Here is a 16,404-nt window from a genome sequence, read left to right as displayed (position 1 = left end):
CCGACACGTAGTCTTAAGGCCGTGGCGAACCCTGACACGGATACCGTGACCAGCACAGTTGACACCACCGCAGTGGCCGCGGCGACCCCGGAAACGAGCCAGCCGTACGTCGAACTCGGCCTCGCCGAAGACGAGTACGCGCGGATCCGGGAAATCCTCGGCCGCCGGCCCACCGACGCCGAGCTCGCGATGTACTCGGTGATGTGGAGCGAGCACTGCTCCTACAAGTCCTCGAAGAAGCATCTGCGCTACTTCGGCGAAACCGCCACCGACGAGATGAAGGCCAAGATGCTGGCCGGCATCGGCGAGAACGCGGGCGTGGTCGACATCGGCGACGGCTGGGCGGTCACCTTCAAGGTGGAAAGCCACAACCATCCGTCCTATGTGGAGCCGTACCAGGGCGCGGCCACCGGCGTCGGCGGCATCGTGCGCGACATCATGGCGATGGGCGCGCGGCCGCTCGCGGTGCAGGACGCGCTGCGCTTCGGCCCGGCCGACGCGCCGGACACCAAGCGCGTGCTCCCCGGCGTGGTCGCGGGCGTCGGCGGCTACGGCAACTGCCTCGGCCTGCCGAACATCGGCGGCGAGCTGGTCTTCGACCCCTCCTACGCGGGGAACCCGCTGGTCAACGCGCTGTGCGTCGGGGCGATGCGCACCGAGGACCTGCACCTGGCGTTCGCCTCCGGTTCGGGCAACAAGATCATCCTGTTCGGCGCGCGCACCGGTCTCGACGGCATCGGCGGCGTGTCCGTGCTCGCCAGCGACACCTTCTCCGGCGACGAATCCGCGTCCGGCCGGCGGAAGCTGCCCAGCGTGCAGGTTGGCGACCCGTTCACCGAGAAGGTGCTCATCGAGTGCTGTCTCGACCTGTTCCGCGAGAAGCTGGTCGTCGGCATCCAGGACCTCGGCGGGGCCGGGCTGTCGTGCGCGACGTCCGAGCTGGCCGCGGCCGGTGACGGCGGCATGCACATCTACCTCGACCGGGTTCCGTTGCGCGCCACCGGGATGACGCCCGCCGAGGTGCTCTCCAGCGAATCGCAGGAGCGCATGTGCGCGGTCGTCGCGCCGGAGAACGTCGAGGCGTTCATGGCGGTCTGCGCCAAGTGGGACGTCATCGCCACCGACATCGGCGAGGTCACCGACGGCGAGCACCTCGTCATCACCTGGAACGACGAGATCGTGGTCGACGTGCCCGCGCACACCGTCGCGCACCAGGGCCCGGTGTACGACCGCCCGATCGAGCGCCCGGCGTTCCAGGACGGCCTCGTCGCCGACACCTCCGCGAAGCTCCCGCGCCCGTCGACGCCCGAGGAACTGCGCGCGGACTTCCTGAAGCTCATCGCGTCGCCGAACCAGGCGTCGAAGGAATGGGTGACCGCGCAGTACGACCGCTACGTGCGCGGCAATTCGGTGCTGTCCCAGCCGTCCGACTCCGGCATGATCCGGATCGACGAGGAGAGCAACCGCGGCGTCTCGGTGGCCACCGACTGCAACGCGAAGTTCGTCTACCTCGACCCGTACCGCGGCGCGCAGCTCGCGCTGGCCGAGGCGTACCGGAACGTCGCCACCGGCGGCGCGACCCCGGTCGCGGTGTCCGACTGCCTCAACTTCGGCGCCCCGACCGACCCGGGCGTGATGTGGCAGTTCGAGCAGGCCGTGCACGGTCTCGCCGACGCGTGCGTCGAGCTGGGCATCCCGGTCACCGGCGGCAACGTCAGCTTCTTCAACCAGACCGGCGACACGGCGATCCTGCCGACCCCGGTGATCGCGGTGCTCGGCGTGATCGACGACGTCACCCGCCGCATCCCCACCGGCATCGGCGCGGAAGCGGGCGAGACGCTGCTGCTGCTCGGCGACACCCACGACGAGCTGGACGGTTCGGCCTGGGCCCGCGAACTGCACGGGCACCTCGGCGGCGTTCCGCCCCGGGTGGACCTGGCCCGCGAAAAGCTGCTGGCCGACGTCCTGGTCGCCGGTTCGCGCGACGGCATGATCTCCGCCGCGCACGACCTCGCCGACGGCGGTCTGGCACAGGCGCTCACCGAGACTGTCCTCATTGGACAGTGCGGGGCCCGGGTGTTCCTCGACCGCGACCAGGACCCGTTCGTGCAGCTGTTCTCCGAGTCGTCCGGCCGCGTGCTGGTGGCGGTCCCGCGCACGGAAGAGCTGCGGTTCACCGAAATGTGCACCGCGCGCGGCCTGCCGTGGCGCAAGACCGGTGTCGTCGACCCGGATTCCGGAACGCTGGAGATCCAGGGCGTCACCGAGTTCTCCCTTGAAGAACTGCGCGAGACCTGGGAGAAGACCCTTCCGGCGCTGTTCGACTGAGCCCTCGTGAGTGCCGGTGCGGACCGGCGCCGGCACTCACGAGCGGAAGGTGACCACCTCCGCCAGCTCTGCCCGCGGAATCGCCGGCCGGGGCTCGTCGGGATCCGCGTACCCGATCGACATGCCGCAGCCGAGGACGTATCCGGGCGGCGGCTCCGCGATCTCCGTGACGCTCCGGTGGTACCGGCCCCACGCGATCTGCGCGCAGCTGTCGAGCCCTTCCTTGCGCAGCAGCAGCATCACGGTCTGCAGGAACATCCCCGCGTCCAGCCATTGCGGCGGAAGCATCTGCTCGTTCAGGTAGCAGAAAAGCGCGACTGGAGCACCGAAGCAGTCCCAATTCCGGACCCGGACCCGCTCCCGGCCCGCGTAATCCTCCCGCGCGACCCCGACCGCGCCGTAGCGCAGCGCGCCCAGCTCCTCGATCCGCCGCGCGTACCGCTCGGGCAACACTTGCGGATAGGGCAGCACCTGGGGCGGATCGCCGGTGTCGCCGTCCGCGATGCGCTGCCCGACCAGGTATTTCAGCTCGGCCAGCTTCGCGCCGGTCAGGACGTAAATCCGCCACGGCTGCAGATTTCCCCCAGAAGGGGCGCGCAGGGCCGTGGCGAGGACTCGGGTCAGGACTTCGCCGGGTACCGGCTTGCCGAGAAAGCCGCGGACAGACCGCCGGGAACGCACCGCTTCGTAGACGTCCACGGTTTCTTGATGCTACTCAGATCGGCACCGCGACATAGCCGCCATTCTGCGGATCCAGCTTCCAGCCGTCCGGCAGCGCTGCCTCCACCGGACCGGAGAACGCCGCCCCGTCGAAAAGGACTTCCTTCGCGAAGGTCGCGCCCTTGAAGGTGGTCGGACCGGCGAACGTGGTGTGGGAGAAATTGGCCCGTTCCGAGAATTCGGTACCGGAGAACCAGGCCCGGTCGAGAAAAGTCGCGTTGCGGCAACGGAAAACGCCCACCAGGCGGCCGGGACCCGTGCCCGCCGCGGTGAAATAAGCCTGCCCAGTGAAGACAGAGCCGCTGAGGTTCGTGCTGCTGTACAGCGAAGCGTGCCGCAGCAGCAGGCCACCGATCCGGCGGCGGGAAAGGTCGAAATACTCCAGGACCGCGCCGGTCAGATCGAGGTCCGGACCCGGTCCGTCCACATCGGACGGTGGCAGCAGATCCCGGATCAGCCGTTGCGCGGTGAGCCGCACCTGCAGCTCGCGTTCCTGCTCGGGCGTAACTTCATCATTGTCATAGCGGCCGTGCATGAACGGCCGCCGCAGATAAGAACACAGCACGTCCAGCACGGTCTGCCGATACTCCGGCCGCGTCCGCGCCAGCCCGGCCAGCGCGTGCAACGCGCCGACCCGCACCTGATCGGCCTCGTGCCCCAGCAATTCGACCGACTTGGCGAACCGCTCGTCGGAGATCCGCTCGCGGTCGACGTCGTGCCGCTGCTGCTCGATCGCCTGTCGCGCCTCCTCGACGCGGCGGCGGCGATCGTTGAGCCACAACGCGTACAACGCCACGACCGCGCCACCGGCGAGACCGGCGGTTTTCAACGCTTCACTACGGCTTGTCGCGGGGTCGGCGAGCAACCAGCCACCGACCCCGCACAGCAGTGCCACGGACGCGATCAACGTCCACAGCAGCGGCGAGCGCACCGGGTCAGAACGCGAGGATCAGGTACAGCCCCACACAGTAGCCGCCACTGCGGTTCATGATGACCATCGTGCCGCTGGCGTCCTTGCCCGACAGCTTGCCGGTGATCCGGGCGCTCGTCGTGGCGCTGCCCGCGGTGACCTTGCTCAGCGTGAGCTGCGGGTCGCCGCTGGTGGTCTCGTCGATGCTGCGCTTCGACATGCTCTCGGTGCCCTGGCAGGCCATCGCGGTCGCGCCCGCCGCGTCCTTGGCGTTGAGCTTCGCGAGGAAGTCGTCGATGACCTGCTTCGCCTCGCCCGACGCGCCGCCCGAATCGGGGTCGTCGCTCGAATCCGTGGACGGCGACGACGAGTCGCTCGGCAGCGGAGCCTCCGACGACTGCGACGGGGCCGGGGCGGGCGGCTGCGCCTGTGTGGTGCCCTTGTCGTCCTTGCTGAGGAAGAACCCCGGCGCGACGAACCCGGTGATGCCGAGCGCGACCACCACGACGACCGCGACGGCGATGCCGATCCACAGGCCGGTCTTGTTGTTCTTCGGCGGCTCGCCGCCCGGTCCGCCCGGGTATTGCCCCTGGTCCCAGCCCTGCTGCGGGAACTGCTGGGTGCCGCCGTAGGGCTGCTGCTGGTACCCCGGGTACTGCTGCTGAGCGTTCGGGTCCCAACCCTGCTGCTGGGCGTTCGGGTCCCAGGCGGGCTGCTGCTGGGGGTTCGGGTATCCGCCCGGCTGCTGGGCCTGGTTGGGGTCCCACCCCGGCTGCTGCGGCACCCCGCCCGAGCCGGGCTGCTGCCAGCCCTGGCCGTAGGGGTCCCCGCCCTGTCCGGGCTGCGGTGGGTAAGTCATGTCCGGTTCCGCCTTCCTGCTGCACCGACTCGCGCCGCGGTCTGACGCCCCGCCGGCCCAGGCGGTTCCGTCTCCGCCCCAGGTCTGCATTGTGCAAGGCGGGCAAAGCTCGCACAAAAGCGGCTCCCGGCCGCCCCGCCCGGCAGGAGGAGGGGAGAACCGGGAGCCGCGTCCGTGCGCGCCCTCAGGTCAGCCGTTGGCGAGTGCCTGCAGCCGGTCGTAGGCGCCGTTGAACGTGTCCTGGTCCAGCGGGCTCGAGGTGTACTGCCACACGGTGTAGTAGCCCCAGTTGTACGGAAGCGTTCCGGCCGAGGACGCGTACCGCGCGACCCACAGCGGCGCAGTGCTGGAGAAATCGCCGCTGACGCACTGGTTCCACCAGTTCGTCGACGTGTAGATCACCGGCCAGCGGCCCGTTTTCGCGTGATAGGTGTCGTGGAAGTCCTTGATCCACGCCGTCATCGACGCCTTGCTCAGCCCGTAACAGGTCGCGCCGTAGGGGTTGTACTCCATGTCCAGCGCGCCGGGCAGCGTCTTGCCGTCCCCTGACCAGCCGCCGCCGTGCGCGACGAAGTAGGTCGCCTGTGCCGCTCCGCTCGAGGTGTTCGGGGTGGCGAAGTGGTAGGCGCCGCGGATGAAGCCCTGGTTGTAGGAACCGTTGTACTGCTGGGCGAAGTACGGGTTCGTGTAGTTCGTGCTCTCGGTCGCCTTGGTCCAGACGAATCGCTTGCCCTGGCCCCACCAGTTGGCCCAGTTGACGTTGCCCTGGTAGCTGGCGACGTCCATGCCCGCGACGGTGGCCGCCACCTGGTTCGGCAACGCGGCGGCGGGTTGCGGTTGCTGTGCGGCGGCTTTCGTCTCGGGAGTGGAGTGATCCCCCTCGACGCGCCGGATCTGCGACCCCATGGTGTGGTTGTTCGCCTGGATGTCGGCGTTGACGGAGTTGATCTCCCGCGCGGAAAGCGGGGAAGCCGCCGGGGCGGCGGTCGCCTCGGTCGAAGCGCCGAGCAGGAGCGCGACAACCGGGACGGTCAGAGCGGAAAGCAGCGCGCCGCGCCGCCCTCTTCGGGAAGTGGACATCGTCGATCCCTTCACAGATACCCTCGCGGAGGGCGGCTATGTGCAGGTAGCCGCCACGGGGGAGATTCTTGAGGACGAATCGTCGTTTGTCATCAAGTTCCGTGAAGATGAATGGGCGAGTGGGTGATTTTCATCGAGCGGTGATGACTAATTCGTGACCGCGTCACGAACGTTCACCCGAATGCCAGATTGCGCAGGGCTGACTGGGTTCCGTTGAGCCAGTTCTGGTCGCCGGGCAGGGCGCCGCTGTTCGAGAACTGCCAGATGGCGTGCTGTCCCCAGCCCGCGGGGAGTTCGCCGATGAAGGAGTTGTAGCGCGCGATCCAGAGCGGATTCCCTCCGAAAGAAGGGTTGTTTCCGGTGCAGCGTTTCCACCAGCTGGTCGACGTATAGATCGTCGGCAGCCGTCCGGTGCGGGCGCGATAGGTGTCGGAGAACGCGCGGACCCACGCGACCATCCCGTTGGCGTCCTTGCCGTAACACGTTTCGCCGTAGGGGTTGTATTCCATGTCGAGTGCGCCGGGCAGCGTCTTGCCGTCGGCCGACCAGCCGCCGCCGTGCGCGAGGAAGTAGTTGGCCTGCGCGGCGCCGTCGGACACGTCCGGGCGCGCGAAGTGGTAGGCGCCGCGGACGATGCCGGCTTGGTAGGAACCGTTGTACTGCTGGGCGAACTGCCCGCTGACGAACCCGGTGCCCTCGGTCGCTTTCACGTACACGAACTTCGCGCCCGCTCCCGCCGCGGCGGGCCAGTCGACCGGGCCCTGGTGTCCGCTGACGTCGTGGCCGAGGTACTGGTCTTGTGTCGTGTACGAGATGTTCGGCGCTCCCAGAACGCCTTCGTGCTTCGCGATTTGCGAACCGGCGTAGTTGTCCGCGGCCCCGGCGTAGCTCGGTGCCGCCTGCGCCGTTTCGCACAGGGACGTGCCGGTGATCCCGGCGAAGAGAACCGCGCTCCAGCGCAGCAGCAGATGACGCTTCACCCAGGGCTCCTCACCGGACGCGTGTACTCCTACTGCGTCACGATGCCCGGGCGAGCGGGTTTCGGCGAATCATGATCACTCGGCAGTGTGGTCTGCCCAGGTCAGCGCCGTTCTTCGGCCAGCGCCTTCATCAGGTGCTCGGCCGGCACGACGGCGGTGATCAGGTCGTGCGGGTTGACCGCGAGCGGATGTCCGGCGAGCAGCCCGACGATGTCGCGGCCGAGCACCGCGCGGGCGTGCGGCCATTCGCGCGGCACCAGCGACTTCGACGTGTACGCCGGGACCATGACCCGTCCGTCGGCGTTGTGGAAGCCGATCACCGTGCGCTGCACCGGGGACAGGGCGTAGACCAGCAGCGTCGAATCGAGGATGACGCGCGGCAGGTCCTCGGCGGGCCGGTGTTCGGTCCGGACCATTTGCAGCAGCCGCTCGAGTTCGTTGCGCGGCTCGGGAAAACCGAGCGCCTTCGGCGAGGGCCGGTACCGGTCGTTGGGGTGGAAGTCCTCGACGACCTCTCCCGTCCCGTTCACCGGATACGCGCCGACGACCGCCCACGACGGCACCGGACCGCGGGCGTCGAAGGCCTCGTCGATGACATACAGCCAGCTGTTCGGGTTCGTCCGCGCGTTGGCCCGCATCTCGGGAGTGATCTCGGGTTTTCCCTGCGGCCCGCGGCGGGGGTACGCGTTCCGGCGCGCGCGTTTGCCCGCCGGGGTCCGGGAAACCATCCGATCTGCCTCGTCCCGCTGCGCCATCGCCGTCCCTCGGTGCCGGGTGCCTGAAAGTCCGTCCGCGGCCACTCTACTGTTGTCGCATGGCCTCTTCGCGTTCGGTCGATCCCGCTCAGTTACGAGCGGCGGTGCTGGCCGTTTCGGACTGGTTGCGTGGTTCCGGGCCGGATCCGGCCCGCGCCGAGCTCGCCGCCGCGGTGCGCGCGACCCTGCGGACGCTCGCGCAGGACGCGCCGGGGCACACGGTCGAGGTCCGGGTGCCGCCGTACGCCGCGGTGCAGTGCATCGAGGGCCCGAGGCACACCCGCGGCACGCCGCCCAACGTCGTCGAGACCGACCCGCGGACGTGGCTCGAACTGGCCACCGGCCTCCTGGACTGGGACGACGCGCTCGGCGCCGCCCGGGTGACGGCCTCGGGCAGCCGCGCGGACCTCGCGCACTGGCTCCCGGTCGTGCGAATCTGATTTTCCGCGGCAATTGTTCTCTCAGGAGTGTCTTCTGAGGCACACACTCCGTAGAATCCCCTGAGCCGAGGCCTGTGCCACGCTGTCCGGGGCAGTGCCTTGCGTGTACTTTGGGTAGTCGGATTTCGATTCCCGTGACGAACGAGCGGCGATGGAAGGGCCCTGGTCATGAACGCGGTAGGCGTGTCCGCCGGCGAGCAGAGCCTCGGCCCGACAGCGCGCCGGATGATCCTCGGCTCGCAGCTTCGCCGCTTGCGCGAGGAAGCCGGGATCACGCGTCAGCAGGCGGGCTACAACATCCGCGATTCGGAATCCAAGATCTCGCGGCTGGAACTCGGCCGCGTCGGCTTCAAGGAACGCGACGTCGCCGACCTGCTCACCATGTACGGCGTCTCCGACGAAGAGGAGCGCAAAGCGTTCCTCGACATGGTCAAGCAGTCGAACGAAGCGGGCTGGTGGCGCAAGTTCGGGGAGACGGTGCCCGGCTGGTTCACCGATCTCGTCGGCCTTGAGGAAGCGGCGTCCCGGATCCAGATCTGGGAGCCGCTGTTCGTGTCGGGCCTGCTGCAGATCGAGCCCTACGCGCGAGCGATCTTCAGCCACGGCCGCCCGGAAATGGCCGACGAACGCGTCGACCAGCTGGTGGCCCTGCGCATGCGGCGGCAGAAGATGCTGGCCCGCCCGGACGCGCCGCGCATCTGGGCGGTGCTCGACGAATCGGTGCTGTACCGGCCGATCGGCGGACCGAAGGTGTTCCGGCAGCAGCTGGAGTACCTGCTCGAGGTCACCACGCTGCCGCACGTGTCGGTGCAGATCCTGCCGTACTGCCGAAGCGGTTTGTCGGCCGAGCACGCGTTCTCGCTGCTGCGCTTCGCCGAGGCGGAACTGCCGAACATCGTCTACGTCGAGTACCTGACCGGCGCGCACTACCTCGACAAGCGCGACGAGATCGAGAAGTACGGCCGCGCATTGGACCTGCTGGCCGTCGACGCGGAGACCCCGGAACGCAGCCGGGCCCGCATCGCCAAGCGCAAGGCCGAGATCTAAGCACCCTGCTCTTCCTCACGCCGGGGGATCGCCTCGGCGAAATTCTCTCTGCCGAGAATTCCGTCCCGCCCATCCGAGGCAGGGGTAGTCGAATAGAGAACGCCCCCGCCCCATTCTCCTCACCGAGCGTGCATAAGTCCGGAAACTGCCTTCCACTGACCCGGTCGCACGCTTCCTATCGCTGCTCCGGCCGTCACGGTAAGTGTTCCGTATTCACCCGCTGCACCCGGCGGCGGCGAGTCACGAACGCGGTGCGTTATCAGGCCGCCAATATCGTGACCCGGGGTAATAATTAGCCCGTTCGGGTAGTGCTCGAATCACCTGTCTGGGAACTTCTACTGAACCGTGTCGTCACGCAGTGAGAAATTTGCAGAAAATTCTGCACGTGCATTTACCGCTGCATGCGCGCGTGCTAGCGTCGAAGTCACAGGCAGATGCACATGCAGATTCCTGAGCTTTTCATCGTCCTTCCCGGAAGGTGGCATCATGGCTGAGCGGTTCGAGAACGGTATTCCGGCCGACCGTCTGACCGGCGCCCAGTGGCGCAAGGCGAGCTACAGCGGTGCGGTGGGCAACTGCGTCGAAGTAGCCCCGCTGACCTCGGGCGAGATCGCGATGCGGAACTCCCGTTTCCCGGAGGGCCCGGCGCTCGTCTACACGCGCGCGGAGATGGCCGCCTTCCTCGCCGGCGCGAAGGACGGCGAATTCGACGATGTCCTCGGCTGAGGCCGCCGTCGTGGGCTCCGCCTTCGACATCGAGCAGGGCCTGCAGCGACTCATCGCCCGCGGCTACCAGTTCGTCCACCCGACGGACGGAGCGGGCGAAGTGCAGGCCGTGGTCGGAGTGCGAGTGCACGACAATGTGGTGGACGTCGTCCGGCTGAACGCCGAAGACGACGTCGAGGCCACGCGCCTCCCTGGCAGCGAGCAGAACATCTTCGCCCCGGCGTCCACCCTGTGGCGCTCGCGCGGCGAAGCAAGCCAGGTGCTGGGCGAAGTACTGGCCCTCCCCGAGCGCCAGCCGGCCCCCGCCGCGGCAGCCTCCGCGAACGGCTGCTGGGTCCCGGGCCGAGGCGGCCGCTCGAAGTGGCTGGCCGCCCGCTGATCCACCCTCCGCGCTGTCCCCATCGGTGCCCCTGATTTCAGGCCCCGTACGAAGTGGCCCAATCCACTTCGTGCGGGGCCTGGCTCATTTCTGGCCCGTGCTGGTCGGTCAGACGCCTTCGATGATCCGGAAGTCGCGCTCGACGGCGTCGCCGAGGGTTGCCAGCGCTTCCCGGTACGCCTCGCTCTCATAGGCCGCCACGGCTTCTTCGAAGCTGTCGAACTCGATCAGCACGACGCGCTCCGGGATTCCGGACTCGTGGACGACGACTCGGCTGCCGCCGCGGGAGAGGACCCGACCGCCCGCGGCCTGGACCGCGGCGGCGGCCAGCTTGTTGTAAGCGGCCAGCCTCTCCGGGTCGGAAATGACGCGGTAGACGCTGACCCAGTAGCCCTTGGCCACGGAAACCTCCTGTGTTCGGCCGGACGCGTCCGGCCGGCGGGGATGCATAAAGGATTAATATAAATAGTCTATGCTTCCCGCATGAGCCGTCAAGACGCGACTCGCGGCGCTGCGATCGGGTCGGCCCTCTACGAGCTGGCCACCAGGGCCGCGAGACGCCTTCCGCGCGACCTCAGCGTCACGTCCGCCGCCACCCTGGCCACCCTGCACCGGTGCGGCCCGCGACGGATCACCGATCTGGCCGTGGCCGAGGGCGTCACCCAGCCCGCGATGACCGTCCTGGTCCGCGCGATGGAGGAGTCCGGGCTGGTCGAGCGGAGGCGCGACGCGTCCGACAAGCGGGTCACGCTGGTGTCGCTGACCAAGGCTGGCGAGGCGTACGTCCAAACGCGCCGTCAGGCGGGCGTCGACGCGTACGCGCGGTTGATCGACGAACTCGCCGACGACGAGGTCGAGGCCCTGACGGCGGCGCTTCCGGCGCTGGCCCACCTGGCAGAGCTCGAAAGCCGGAGTCGAGAAGGGGCGAAGCGCCCACTCCAGCCCAAGACCAGTGGCCTGAACTGAGAGCACCGCTCCGGAAATCCTCCCCCGTAGTGGGCAGAACCACGCCGCGGACCGGCCCCCCACCTCATCCACCCCTTACACTTGGACTCGGCCCGCCCACGTCTTCCTGGGAGCTTCCCGGTGGTTTCCGACCCCTCCGCCAGTACTGATCGACCCGAAGATCAACCCGAACCGGAACCCCGTGAGGAGTGCGGCGTCTTCGGCGTCTGGGCTCCCGGGGAAGAAGTCGCCAAGCTCACCTACTACGGCCTCTACGCCCTGCAGCACCGCGGGCAGGAGGCAGCGGGCATCTCCGTCTCGGACGGCTCGCAGATCGTCGTCTTCAAAGACCTCGGGCTCGTCAGCCAGGTCTTCGACGAGCAGGTCCTGCAGTCCCTACAGGGGCACATCGCCGTCGGGCACTGCCGGTACTCCACGACCGGGGCCACGATCTGGGAGAACGCCCAGCCGATCTTCCGCACCACCGACACCGGCAGCGGCCTGTCCTTCGCGCACAACGGCAACCTGGTCAACACCGCCGAACTGCGCGATCGCACGGTCGCCGCGGGGCTGAAGCCGCACGCCGGGCTCACCGGGTCCTCCAGCGACTCCGACCTCGTCTGCGGGCTGCTCGCCGCGAACGCCGCGGACAAGGGCATCGAGGCCGCCGCGCTGGACCTGCTGCCGACCCTCAAGGGCGCGTTCTGCCTGGTCTTCGCCGACGAGAACACCCTGTACGCGGCCCGCGACCCGCACGGCGTGCACCCGCTGGTGCTCGGTCGGCTGGAGCGCGGCTGGGTCGTGGCGAGCGAGACCGCCGCGCTCGACATCTGCGGCGCGTCGTTCGTGCGCGAGGTCGAGCCGGGCGAGCTGATCGCCATCGACGCCGAGGGGCTGCGTTCGTCGCGGTTCGCGAACCCGGAGCCCAAGGGCTGCGTCTTCGAGTACGTCTACCTCGCCCGTCCGGACACGTCGATCGCCGGCCGCAGCGTGCACGCCACGCGCGTCGAGATCGGCCGCAAGCTGGCCGCCGAGCATCCGGTCGACGCCGACCTCGTGATGCCGGTGCCGGAGTCCGGCACCCCGGCCGCGATCGGGTACGCGCAGGGCTCCGGCCTGCCGTACGGCACCGGTCTGGTCAAGAACGCCTACGTCGGGCGCACCTTCATCCAGCCGTCGCAAACCATCCGGCAGCTCGGCATCCGGCTGAAGCTGAACCCGCTGCGCGACGTCATCCGCGGCAAGCGCCTGGTCGTGGTGGACGACTCGATCGTCCGCGGCAACACCCAGCGCGCGCTCGTGCGGATGCTGCGCGAGGCGGGCGCGCTCGAGGTGCACGTGCGGATCGCGTCGCCGCCGGTGCGCTGGCCGTGCTTCTACGGCATCGACTTCGCGTCGCGGGCCGAACTCGTCGCCAACGGCGTCGACCTCGACGGCATCCGCCGTTCGATCGGAGCCGATTCGCTCGGCTACATTTCGCTGGACGGCCTGGTCGCGGCGTCGGAGCAGCCGAAGTCGCGGCTGTGCACGGCCTGCTTCTCCGGCGAGTACCCGATTCCGCTGCCCGAGGACGCGCTCATCGGCAAGCACCTGCTCGAGAGCATGGACGCCGCCGGTGGCGCGGCGACTCCCGTCAGCGCCGCCGGGTACGGTGCCGAAGACGCCGTCCGGCGTCCGTGAACCAAGCATGTCCAGTAGGGAGTCCGCTTCCGTGAGCGAGTCCACGAGCGCCACGTACGCAGCCGCCGGGGTCAGCATCGACGCCGGTGACCAGGCCGTCGAGCTGCTCAAGCCACACGCTGAGCGGGCGACGAGGCCCGAGGTGCGCGGCGGGGTCGGCGGCTTCGCCGGGCTCTTCTCGCTCAAGCTCGACAAGTGGAAAGAGCCGATCCTCGCGTCGTCGACCGACGGCGTCGGCACCAAGATCGCGGTCGCGCAGGCGCTCGACAAGCACGACACGGTCGGCATCGACCTGGTCGCGATGGTCGTCGACGACCTGGTCGTCACCGGGGCCGAGCCGCTGTTCCTCCAGGACTACATCGCGGTCGGCAAGGTCGTGCCGGAGAAGATCGCGGCGCTGGTCGGCGGCATCGCCGAGGGCTGTGTCCAGGCGGGCTGCGCGCTGCTCGGCGGCGAGACGGCCGAGCACCCCGGGCTGATGGGCGAGCACGACTACGACCTGTCGGCCACCGGCGTCGGCGCGGTCGAGGCGTCCGCGCTGCTCTCGCCGGAGAAGGTCCGCCCCGGTGACGTCGTCATCGCGATGGGCTCGTCCGGCCTGCACTCCAACGGCTACTCGCTGGCCCGGCACGTGCTGCTGGACATCGCGCGGATGCCGCTGGACGGGCACGTCGAGGAGTTCGGCCGCACCCTCGGCGAGGAGCTGCTCGAGCCCACCAAGATCTACGCGAAGGACTGCCTCGCGCTGGTCGCCGAGACCGAGGTGCGCACGTTCGCGCACATCACCGGCGGCGGCCTCGAGGCCAACCTCGCGCGCGTGATGCCGCGCGGCCTCGTCGCCAAGCTCGAACGCGGCACGTGGACGCCCGCTCCGGTGTTCGCGCTGATCGGGCAGCGCGGCAAGGTCGAGCGCGCGGAGCTGGAGAAGACGTTCAACATGGGCGTCGGCATGGTCGCGATCGTGTCCGCCGAGGACGTCGACCGGGCGCTGGCGGTGCTCACCGCGCGGCACGTGCCCGCGTGGATCCTCGGCGACATCCAGCCCGCCGAAGACCCGGACGGCCCGCGCGCGGTGCTGTCCGGCGACCACCCGCGGTTCTGAAAGCCGCTTGCCTCGTCTTGAGACACTGAGGACATGGCGGAGGACGTACGCGTCGGCGCCCGGTTCGTGATCCCGGGCGCCGAACTGCGAGAGCGCTTCTCCCGATCCTCGGGACCGGGCGGACAAGGCGTGAACACGACGGACTCGCGCGTCGAGCTGTCGTTCGACGTCGCGGGCTCCGCCGTGATCCCGCCCGCGCTGAAGGAACGCATCACGGCCCGCCTCGGCACCCGCCTGGTCGGCGGAGTGCTCACCATCGCGGCCAGCGAATACCGCTCCCAGCTGATGAACCGCGACGCGGCCCGGGAGCGGCTCGCCGATGTGCTGGCGAAGGCGTCCGCGCCGCCGCCGGCCAAACGACGTCCCACCAAGCCGTCGCGAGGCTCGAAGGAACGCCGTCTGGCCGCGAAGAAACGCCGCAGCGACGTAAAACGCGGCCGCGGCGGGCGGTACGACGACTAGCTCAGCGACAGGTGCACGCACTCACCCGCGACCTGGTACCCAGCGCGCCGGTACACCGTCCCGATCCCCACATCGCCCGGCGTGAGGAATGCTGTCCGTGCACCGCGTTCGTGGGTTAAGCGCGTGAGGTGCGCGGTGATCGCCGCCGCGATGCCTTGGCCTCGGTGTTCTGCGGCTACGGCGATGCCGACGATTTCCGTTGCGCCGGAGACGATGTCCAGTGCGATTCCGCCGCCCACAACGGTTTCGCCGTGTTCGGCCAGGACGGTCAGGTAGTCGCGGTTGCGTTCGACATCGGCGTCCGACACGTCGGGCGACTCGCCGAAAGCGACGTTCTGCACGGACCGCAGGCGGCGGAACTCGTCGTCGGACGACGGTTCGCGCAGCTGAATGTGTTCTGGCGCAACACAATCGACGAGGTCTTCGGTGTCGCAGGTCATCACCGGCACGCGTCGTTCAAGCGTGAATCCGGCGGCGACGAGCGCTGCCTCGGCGTGGGGAGCGGCGTCGGTGAAGAACTCCAGCCGGGGCAGGAGATTTCGTTGCCGGTAAGCGGAAATCAGGAGAGCGATCTCGGCGGACGAAGGGTTCGCGCCGTCGTCGGGGATGGCGTAGTTCGCCATCGGATGAGAGCTGTCCTTGGCGAAAGTCGCCAGGAACGGGCCGATTCGCTCGGTTTCGCGGCCGATCGGTGCGGTCGCGCGGACGTATGCCTGAAGGGCGGACATCTCTGGTGGAAGCCTTTCGCGAAGAAGGAATGCGCGGGCAGCACAACAACTGGCAACCCCACGCCGGGCGCGCAGGCCGAACAGCTCAGGCCAGGCGGCCGGGGCGGGCCGTGGCGGAGCACATAGGCATTCCTTCGTCCGAAACGAACTTCCCGTTCATCGTCTCAGACCCGGCAAGCGAATTAACGGTTCAGCGCGGCGCGGGCCTGGTCCACGATCTGGGCCAGGTGCACGCCCCGGCGGACATCGCAGGGATGCGTGGTCGTTCCGCACGACACCATCGCGGCGAAGTCGTCCAGCAGCGCGGTGTACGCGTCGTTCGCCGTGCCGGTGCGGCCCAGCGTGCGGAGGCCGTGTTCGCCGAAGACCGAATACTCGACCACCGTCGGCTGGACCGGCAGGCGCAGGCTGAGCGTTGCGGTGCTCGTGATGCCGCCCTCGTGTTCGAGCAGCAGTTGCCACAGGTCTTCGGGACCGCGGTGTGCGGCGAGGACGTTGGTGATCGGGCCGAGGGCGGCGTCGAGCAGGTCGAACGCGTGCGGGCCGATGTCGGCGAGCGCGCCGCCGGCCGGATCCTGTCGCCAGGCCGAGGTCGCGTATTTGCCGCTGAGCAGTGCGCCCGACAGCCAGTGCACGCTGCCGCCTCGCCAGCCGCCGGCGGCAGTGACGCCGTCCAGCCAATCGCGCGTTTGCTGCGCGAACCGCAGCGTCAGCATCACCAGCGAAGCGACGCCAGCGGACGTCACGGCGTCCGCGAGACGCTGCGCCGTGGCCAGGTCGGGGGCGATCGGTTTCTCCAGGATCAGGTGCTTGCCCGCCTCCGCGGCCCGGGTCGCCAGCTCGGCCTGCACGGTCGGCGGCACGGCGAACGCGAGCGCGTCGACCTGCTCGAACAGCTCGTCCAGATCGCTGGTGGGCACGGCGTCGTAGGCCTGCGCCAGCGCGGTGGCGGCCTCCGGCCTTCGGCTCCACACCGCACTGAGCACGGTCCCCGGATGGTCCGCGAGCCCGGGGGCGTGCACCGTGGTGGCCCACGGTCCGGTTCCTACGAGGCCGACGCGCAGCTGGTCCTGTCCCACGCCCGGAAGTGTAGGTGTGTCCGCGGTCGCTTCCGGCGCGGCCTGCGGTGCGTTAACGTCGACAAGTTCTTCGCCACGAACGGGGGAAGCCGGTGAGAATCCGGCGCTGGCCCGCAACCGTGAGCGGCCCCGCGAGGGACCGCGAGCCGGATCGCCCGTCGTGGTCCGATCGATGCGAGGTACA

Annotated in this window: 19 protein-coding genes and 1 riboswitch; of the genes, 10 read left to right on the top strand and 9 right to left on the bottom strand. The window is 69.1% G+C overall.

Translation table 11 applies throughout. The features are described from left to right. Nucleotides 1–21 precede the first annotated feature (21 nt). On the top strand, nt 22–2,328 hold the full coding sequence (gene purL / locus PUT80_RS18270; protein ID WP_037808684.1) for a phosphoribosylformylglycinamidine synthase subunit PurL: 2,307 nt from the start codon (nt 22–24) through the stop codon (nt 2,326–2,328). Between the two features lie 36 nt (nt 2,329–2,364). Here the strand turns inward: purL and PUT80_RS18265 are convergent, their stop codons facing one another. The 4 genes from PUT80_RS18265 to PUT80_RS18250 form a co-directional block, all read right to left on the bottom strand. Beyond that, nucleotides 2,365–3,027: a nitroreductase gene (locus PUT80_RS18265; RefSeq protein ID WP_037808682.1), complete on the bottom strand. Its 663-nt coding sequence runs from the start codon at nt 3,025–3,027 to the stop codon at nt 2,365–2,367. 16 nt (nt 3,028–3,043) lie between these two features. Further along, nucleotides 3,044–3,979 (bottom strand): pentapeptide repeat-containing protein, encoded by a 936-nt coding sequence (locus PUT80_RS18260; protein ID WP_037808679.1) that lies wholly within the window; start codon nt 3,977–3,979, stop codon nt 3,044–3,046. Nucleotides 3,980–3,983: 4 nt separating this feature from the next. Continuing rightward, nucleotides 3,984–4,817: a hypothetical protein gene (locus PUT80_RS18255; protein ID WP_275292932.1), complete on the bottom strand. Its 834-nt coding sequence runs from the start codon at nt 4,815–4,817 to the stop codon at nt 3,984–3,986. A 189-nt stretch (nt 4,818–5,006) separates the two neighbouring features. After that, a complete protein-coding gene (locus PUT80_RS18250) occupies nt 5,007–5,897 on the bottom strand; it encodes a lysozyme (RefSeq protein ID WP_275292931.1) in 891 nt (296 codons plus the stop codon). Between PUT80_RS18250 and PUT80_RS18245 the strand changes: the two genes are divergently transcribed. Beyond that, nucleotides 5,890–6,024: a hypothetical protein gene (locus PUT80_RS18245; RefSeq protein ID WP_255443103.1), complete on the top strand. Its 135-nt coding sequence runs from the start codon at nt 5,890–5,892 to the stop codon at nt 6,022–6,024. The genes PUT80_RS18250 and PUT80_RS18245 overlap by 8 nt on opposite strands. Nucleotides 6,025–6,070: 46 nt before the next feature. Here PUT80_RS18245 and PUT80_RS18240 read toward each other — a convergent pair whose 3' ends face one another. Further along, a complete protein-coding gene (locus PUT80_RS18240; protein ID WP_308196581.1) occupies nt 6,071–6,829 on the bottom strand; it encodes a lysozyme in 759 nt (252 codons plus the stop codon). A gap of 149 nt (nt 6,830–6,978) precedes the next feature. Continuing rightward, entirely contained in the window at nt 6,979–7,632 is a 654-nt protein-coding gene (locus PUT80_RS18235; protein ID WP_037808668.1) for a type VII secretion system-associated protein, read from the bottom strand. A gap of 59 nt (nt 7,633–7,691) precedes the next feature. Between PUT80_RS18235 and PUT80_RS18230 the strand changes: the two genes are divergently transcribed. The 4 genes from PUT80_RS18230 to PUT80_RS18215 all read left to right on the top strand — a co-directional run bounded on the left by PUT80_RS18230 (nt 7,692) and on the right by PUT80_RS18215 (nt 10,224). Further along, a complete protein-coding gene (locus PUT80_RS18230; RefSeq protein WP_238603854.1) occupies nt 7,692–8,072 on the top strand; it encodes a sterol carrier family protein in 381 nt (126 codons plus the stop codon). A 168-nt stretch (nt 8,073–8,240) separates the two neighbouring features. Next, nucleotides 8,241–9,119: a helix-turn-helix transcriptional regulator gene (locus PUT80_RS18225; RefSeq protein ID WP_043834668.1), complete on the top strand. Its 879-nt coding sequence runs from the start codon at nt 8,241–8,243 to the stop codon at nt 9,117–9,119. A gap of 486 nt (nt 9,120–9,605) precedes the next feature. Beyond that, on the top strand, nt 9,606–9,845 hold the full coding sequence (locus tag PUT80_RS18220; RefSeq protein WP_020664000.1) for a DUF397 domain-containing protein: 240 nt from the start codon (nt 9,606–9,608) through the stop codon (nt 9,843–9,845). Then, nucleotides 9,832–10,224: a hypothetical protein gene (locus PUT80_RS18215; protein WP_037808664.1), complete on the top strand. Its 393-nt coding sequence runs from the start codon at nt 9,832–9,834 to the stop codon at nt 10,222–10,224. The genes PUT80_RS18220 and PUT80_RS18215 overlap by 14 nt, the downstream gene beginning before the upstream one ends. 108 nt (nt 10,225–10,332) lie before the next feature. On the opposite strand, the gene PUT80_RS18210 is transcribed toward PUT80_RS18215, so the two are convergent. After that, on the bottom strand, nt 10,333–10,626 hold the full coding sequence (locus tag PUT80_RS18210; RefSeq protein WP_134662128.1) for a DUF1330 domain-containing protein: 294 nt from the start codon (nt 10,624–10,626) through the stop codon (nt 10,333–10,335). Nucleotides 10,627–10,707: 81 nt separating this feature from the next. Between PUT80_RS18210 and PUT80_RS18205 the strand changes: the two genes are divergently transcribed. The 4 genes from PUT80_RS18205 to arfB all read left to right on the top strand — a co-directional run bounded on the left by PUT80_RS18205 (nt 10,708) and on the right by arfB (nt 14,413). After that, nucleotides 10,708–11,190 carry a MarR family transcriptional regulator gene (locus PUT80_RS18205; RefSeq protein ID WP_275292930.1) on the top strand — a complete coding sequence of 161 codons (483 nt, stop codon included), beginning with the start codon at nt 10,708–10,710 and terminating at the stop codon, nt 11,188–11,190. Between the two features lie 120 nt (nt 11,191–11,310). After that, nucleotides 11,311–12,849 carry an amidophosphoribosyltransferase gene (gene purF / locus PUT80_RS18200; RefSeq protein WP_037808661.1) on the top strand — a complete coding sequence of 513 codons (1,539 nt, stop codon included), beginning with the start codon at nt 11,311–11,313 and terminating at the stop codon, nt 12,847–12,849. 31 nt (nt 12,850–12,880) lie between these two features. Further along, nucleotides 12,881–13,951, top strand: coding sequence for a phosphoribosylformylglycinamidine cyclo-ligase (purM, locus tag PUT80_RS18195; RefSeq protein WP_037808659.1), 1,071 nt, complete (start codon nt 12,881–12,883; stop codon nt 13,949–13,951). Nucleotides 13,952–13,984: 33 nt separating this feature from the next. Next, nucleotides 13,985–14,413 carry an alternative ribosome rescue aminoacyl-tRNA hydrolase ArfB gene (gene arfB / locus PUT80_RS18190; RefSeq protein WP_238603856.1) on the top strand — a complete coding sequence of 143 codons (429 nt, stop codon included), beginning with the start codon at nt 13,985–13,987 and terminating at the stop codon, nt 14,411–14,413. On the opposite strand, the gene PUT80_RS18185 is transcribed toward arfB, so the two are convergent. Together PUT80_RS18185 and PUT80_RS18180 are read right to left on the bottom strand one after the other, a co-directional pair. After that, on the bottom strand, nt 14,410–15,141 hold the full coding sequence (locus PUT80_RS18185) for a GNAT family N-acetyltransferase (RefSeq protein ID WP_275292929.1): 732 nt from the start codon (nt 15,139–15,141) through the stop codon (nt 14,410–14,412). The two genes, arfB and PUT80_RS18185, sit on opposite strands and share 4 nt — an antisense overlap. Nucleotides 15,142–15,323: 182 nt before the next feature. Beyond that, entirely contained in the window at nt 15,324–16,220 is an 897-nt protein-coding gene (locus PUT80_RS18180) for a Gfo/Idh/MocA family oxidoreductase (protein WP_275292928.1), read from the bottom strand. A 47-nt stretch (nt 16,221–16,267) separates the two neighbouring features. Further along, a riboswitch (cobalamin riboswitch) is annotated at nt 16,268–16,398 on the top strand. The last annotated feature ends 6 nt before the right edge of the window (nt 16,399–16,404 follow it).

Origin of the sequence: Amycolatopsis sp. La24 (assembly GCF_029087445.1) — a bacterium.
GTDB classification, from domain to species: domain Bacteria; phylum Actinomycetota; class Actinomycetes; order Mycobacteriales; family Pseudonocardiaceae; genus Amycolatopsis; species Amycolatopsis nivea.
Note: the sequence above shows the minus strand (reverse complement) of the source record. Positions and strands in the feature narration are given on the sequence as shown.

Coding starts and splice junctions, on each gene's coding strand:
- PUT80_RS18250 (WP_275292931.1), bottom strand. CDS start 5,897: ATGTCCACTTCCCGAAGAGGGCGGCGCGGCGCGCTGCTTTCCGCTCTG.
- PUT80_RS18185 (WP_275292929.1), bottom strand. CDS start 15,141: ATGTCCGCCCTTCAGGCATACGTCCGCGCGACCGCACCGATCGGCCGC.
- PUT80_RS18215 (WP_037808664.1), top strand. CDS start 9,832: ATGTCCTCGGCTGAGGCCGCCGTCGTGGGCTCCGCCTTCGACATCGAG.
- arfB (WP_238603856.1), top strand. CDS start 13,985: ATGGCGGAGGACGTACGCGTCGGCGCCCGGTTCGTGATCCCGGGCGCC.
- PUT80_RS18220 (WP_020664000.1), top strand. CDS start 9,606: ATGGCTGAGCGGTTCGAGAACGGTATTCCGGCCGACCGTCTGACCGGC.
- PUT80_RS18235 (WP_037808668.1), bottom strand. CDS start 7,632: ATGGCGCAGCGGGACGAGGCAGATCGGATGGTTTCCCGGACCCCGGCG.
- PUT80_RS18255 (WP_275292932.1), bottom strand. CDS start 4,817: ATGACTTACCCACCGCAGCCCGGACAGGGCGGGGACCCCTACGGCCAG.
- PUT80_RS18205 (WP_275292930.1), top strand. CDS start 10,708: ATGAGCCGTCAAGACGCGACTCGCGGCGCTGCGATCGGGTCGGCCCTC.
- PUT80_RS18230 (WP_238603854.1), top strand. CDS start 7,692: ATGGCCTCTTCGCGTTCGGTCGATCCCGCTCAGTTACGAGCGGCGGTG.
- PUT80_RS18225 (WP_043834668.1), top strand. CDS start 8,241: ATGAACGCGGTAGGCGTGTCCGCCGGCGAGCAGAGCCTCGGCCCGACA.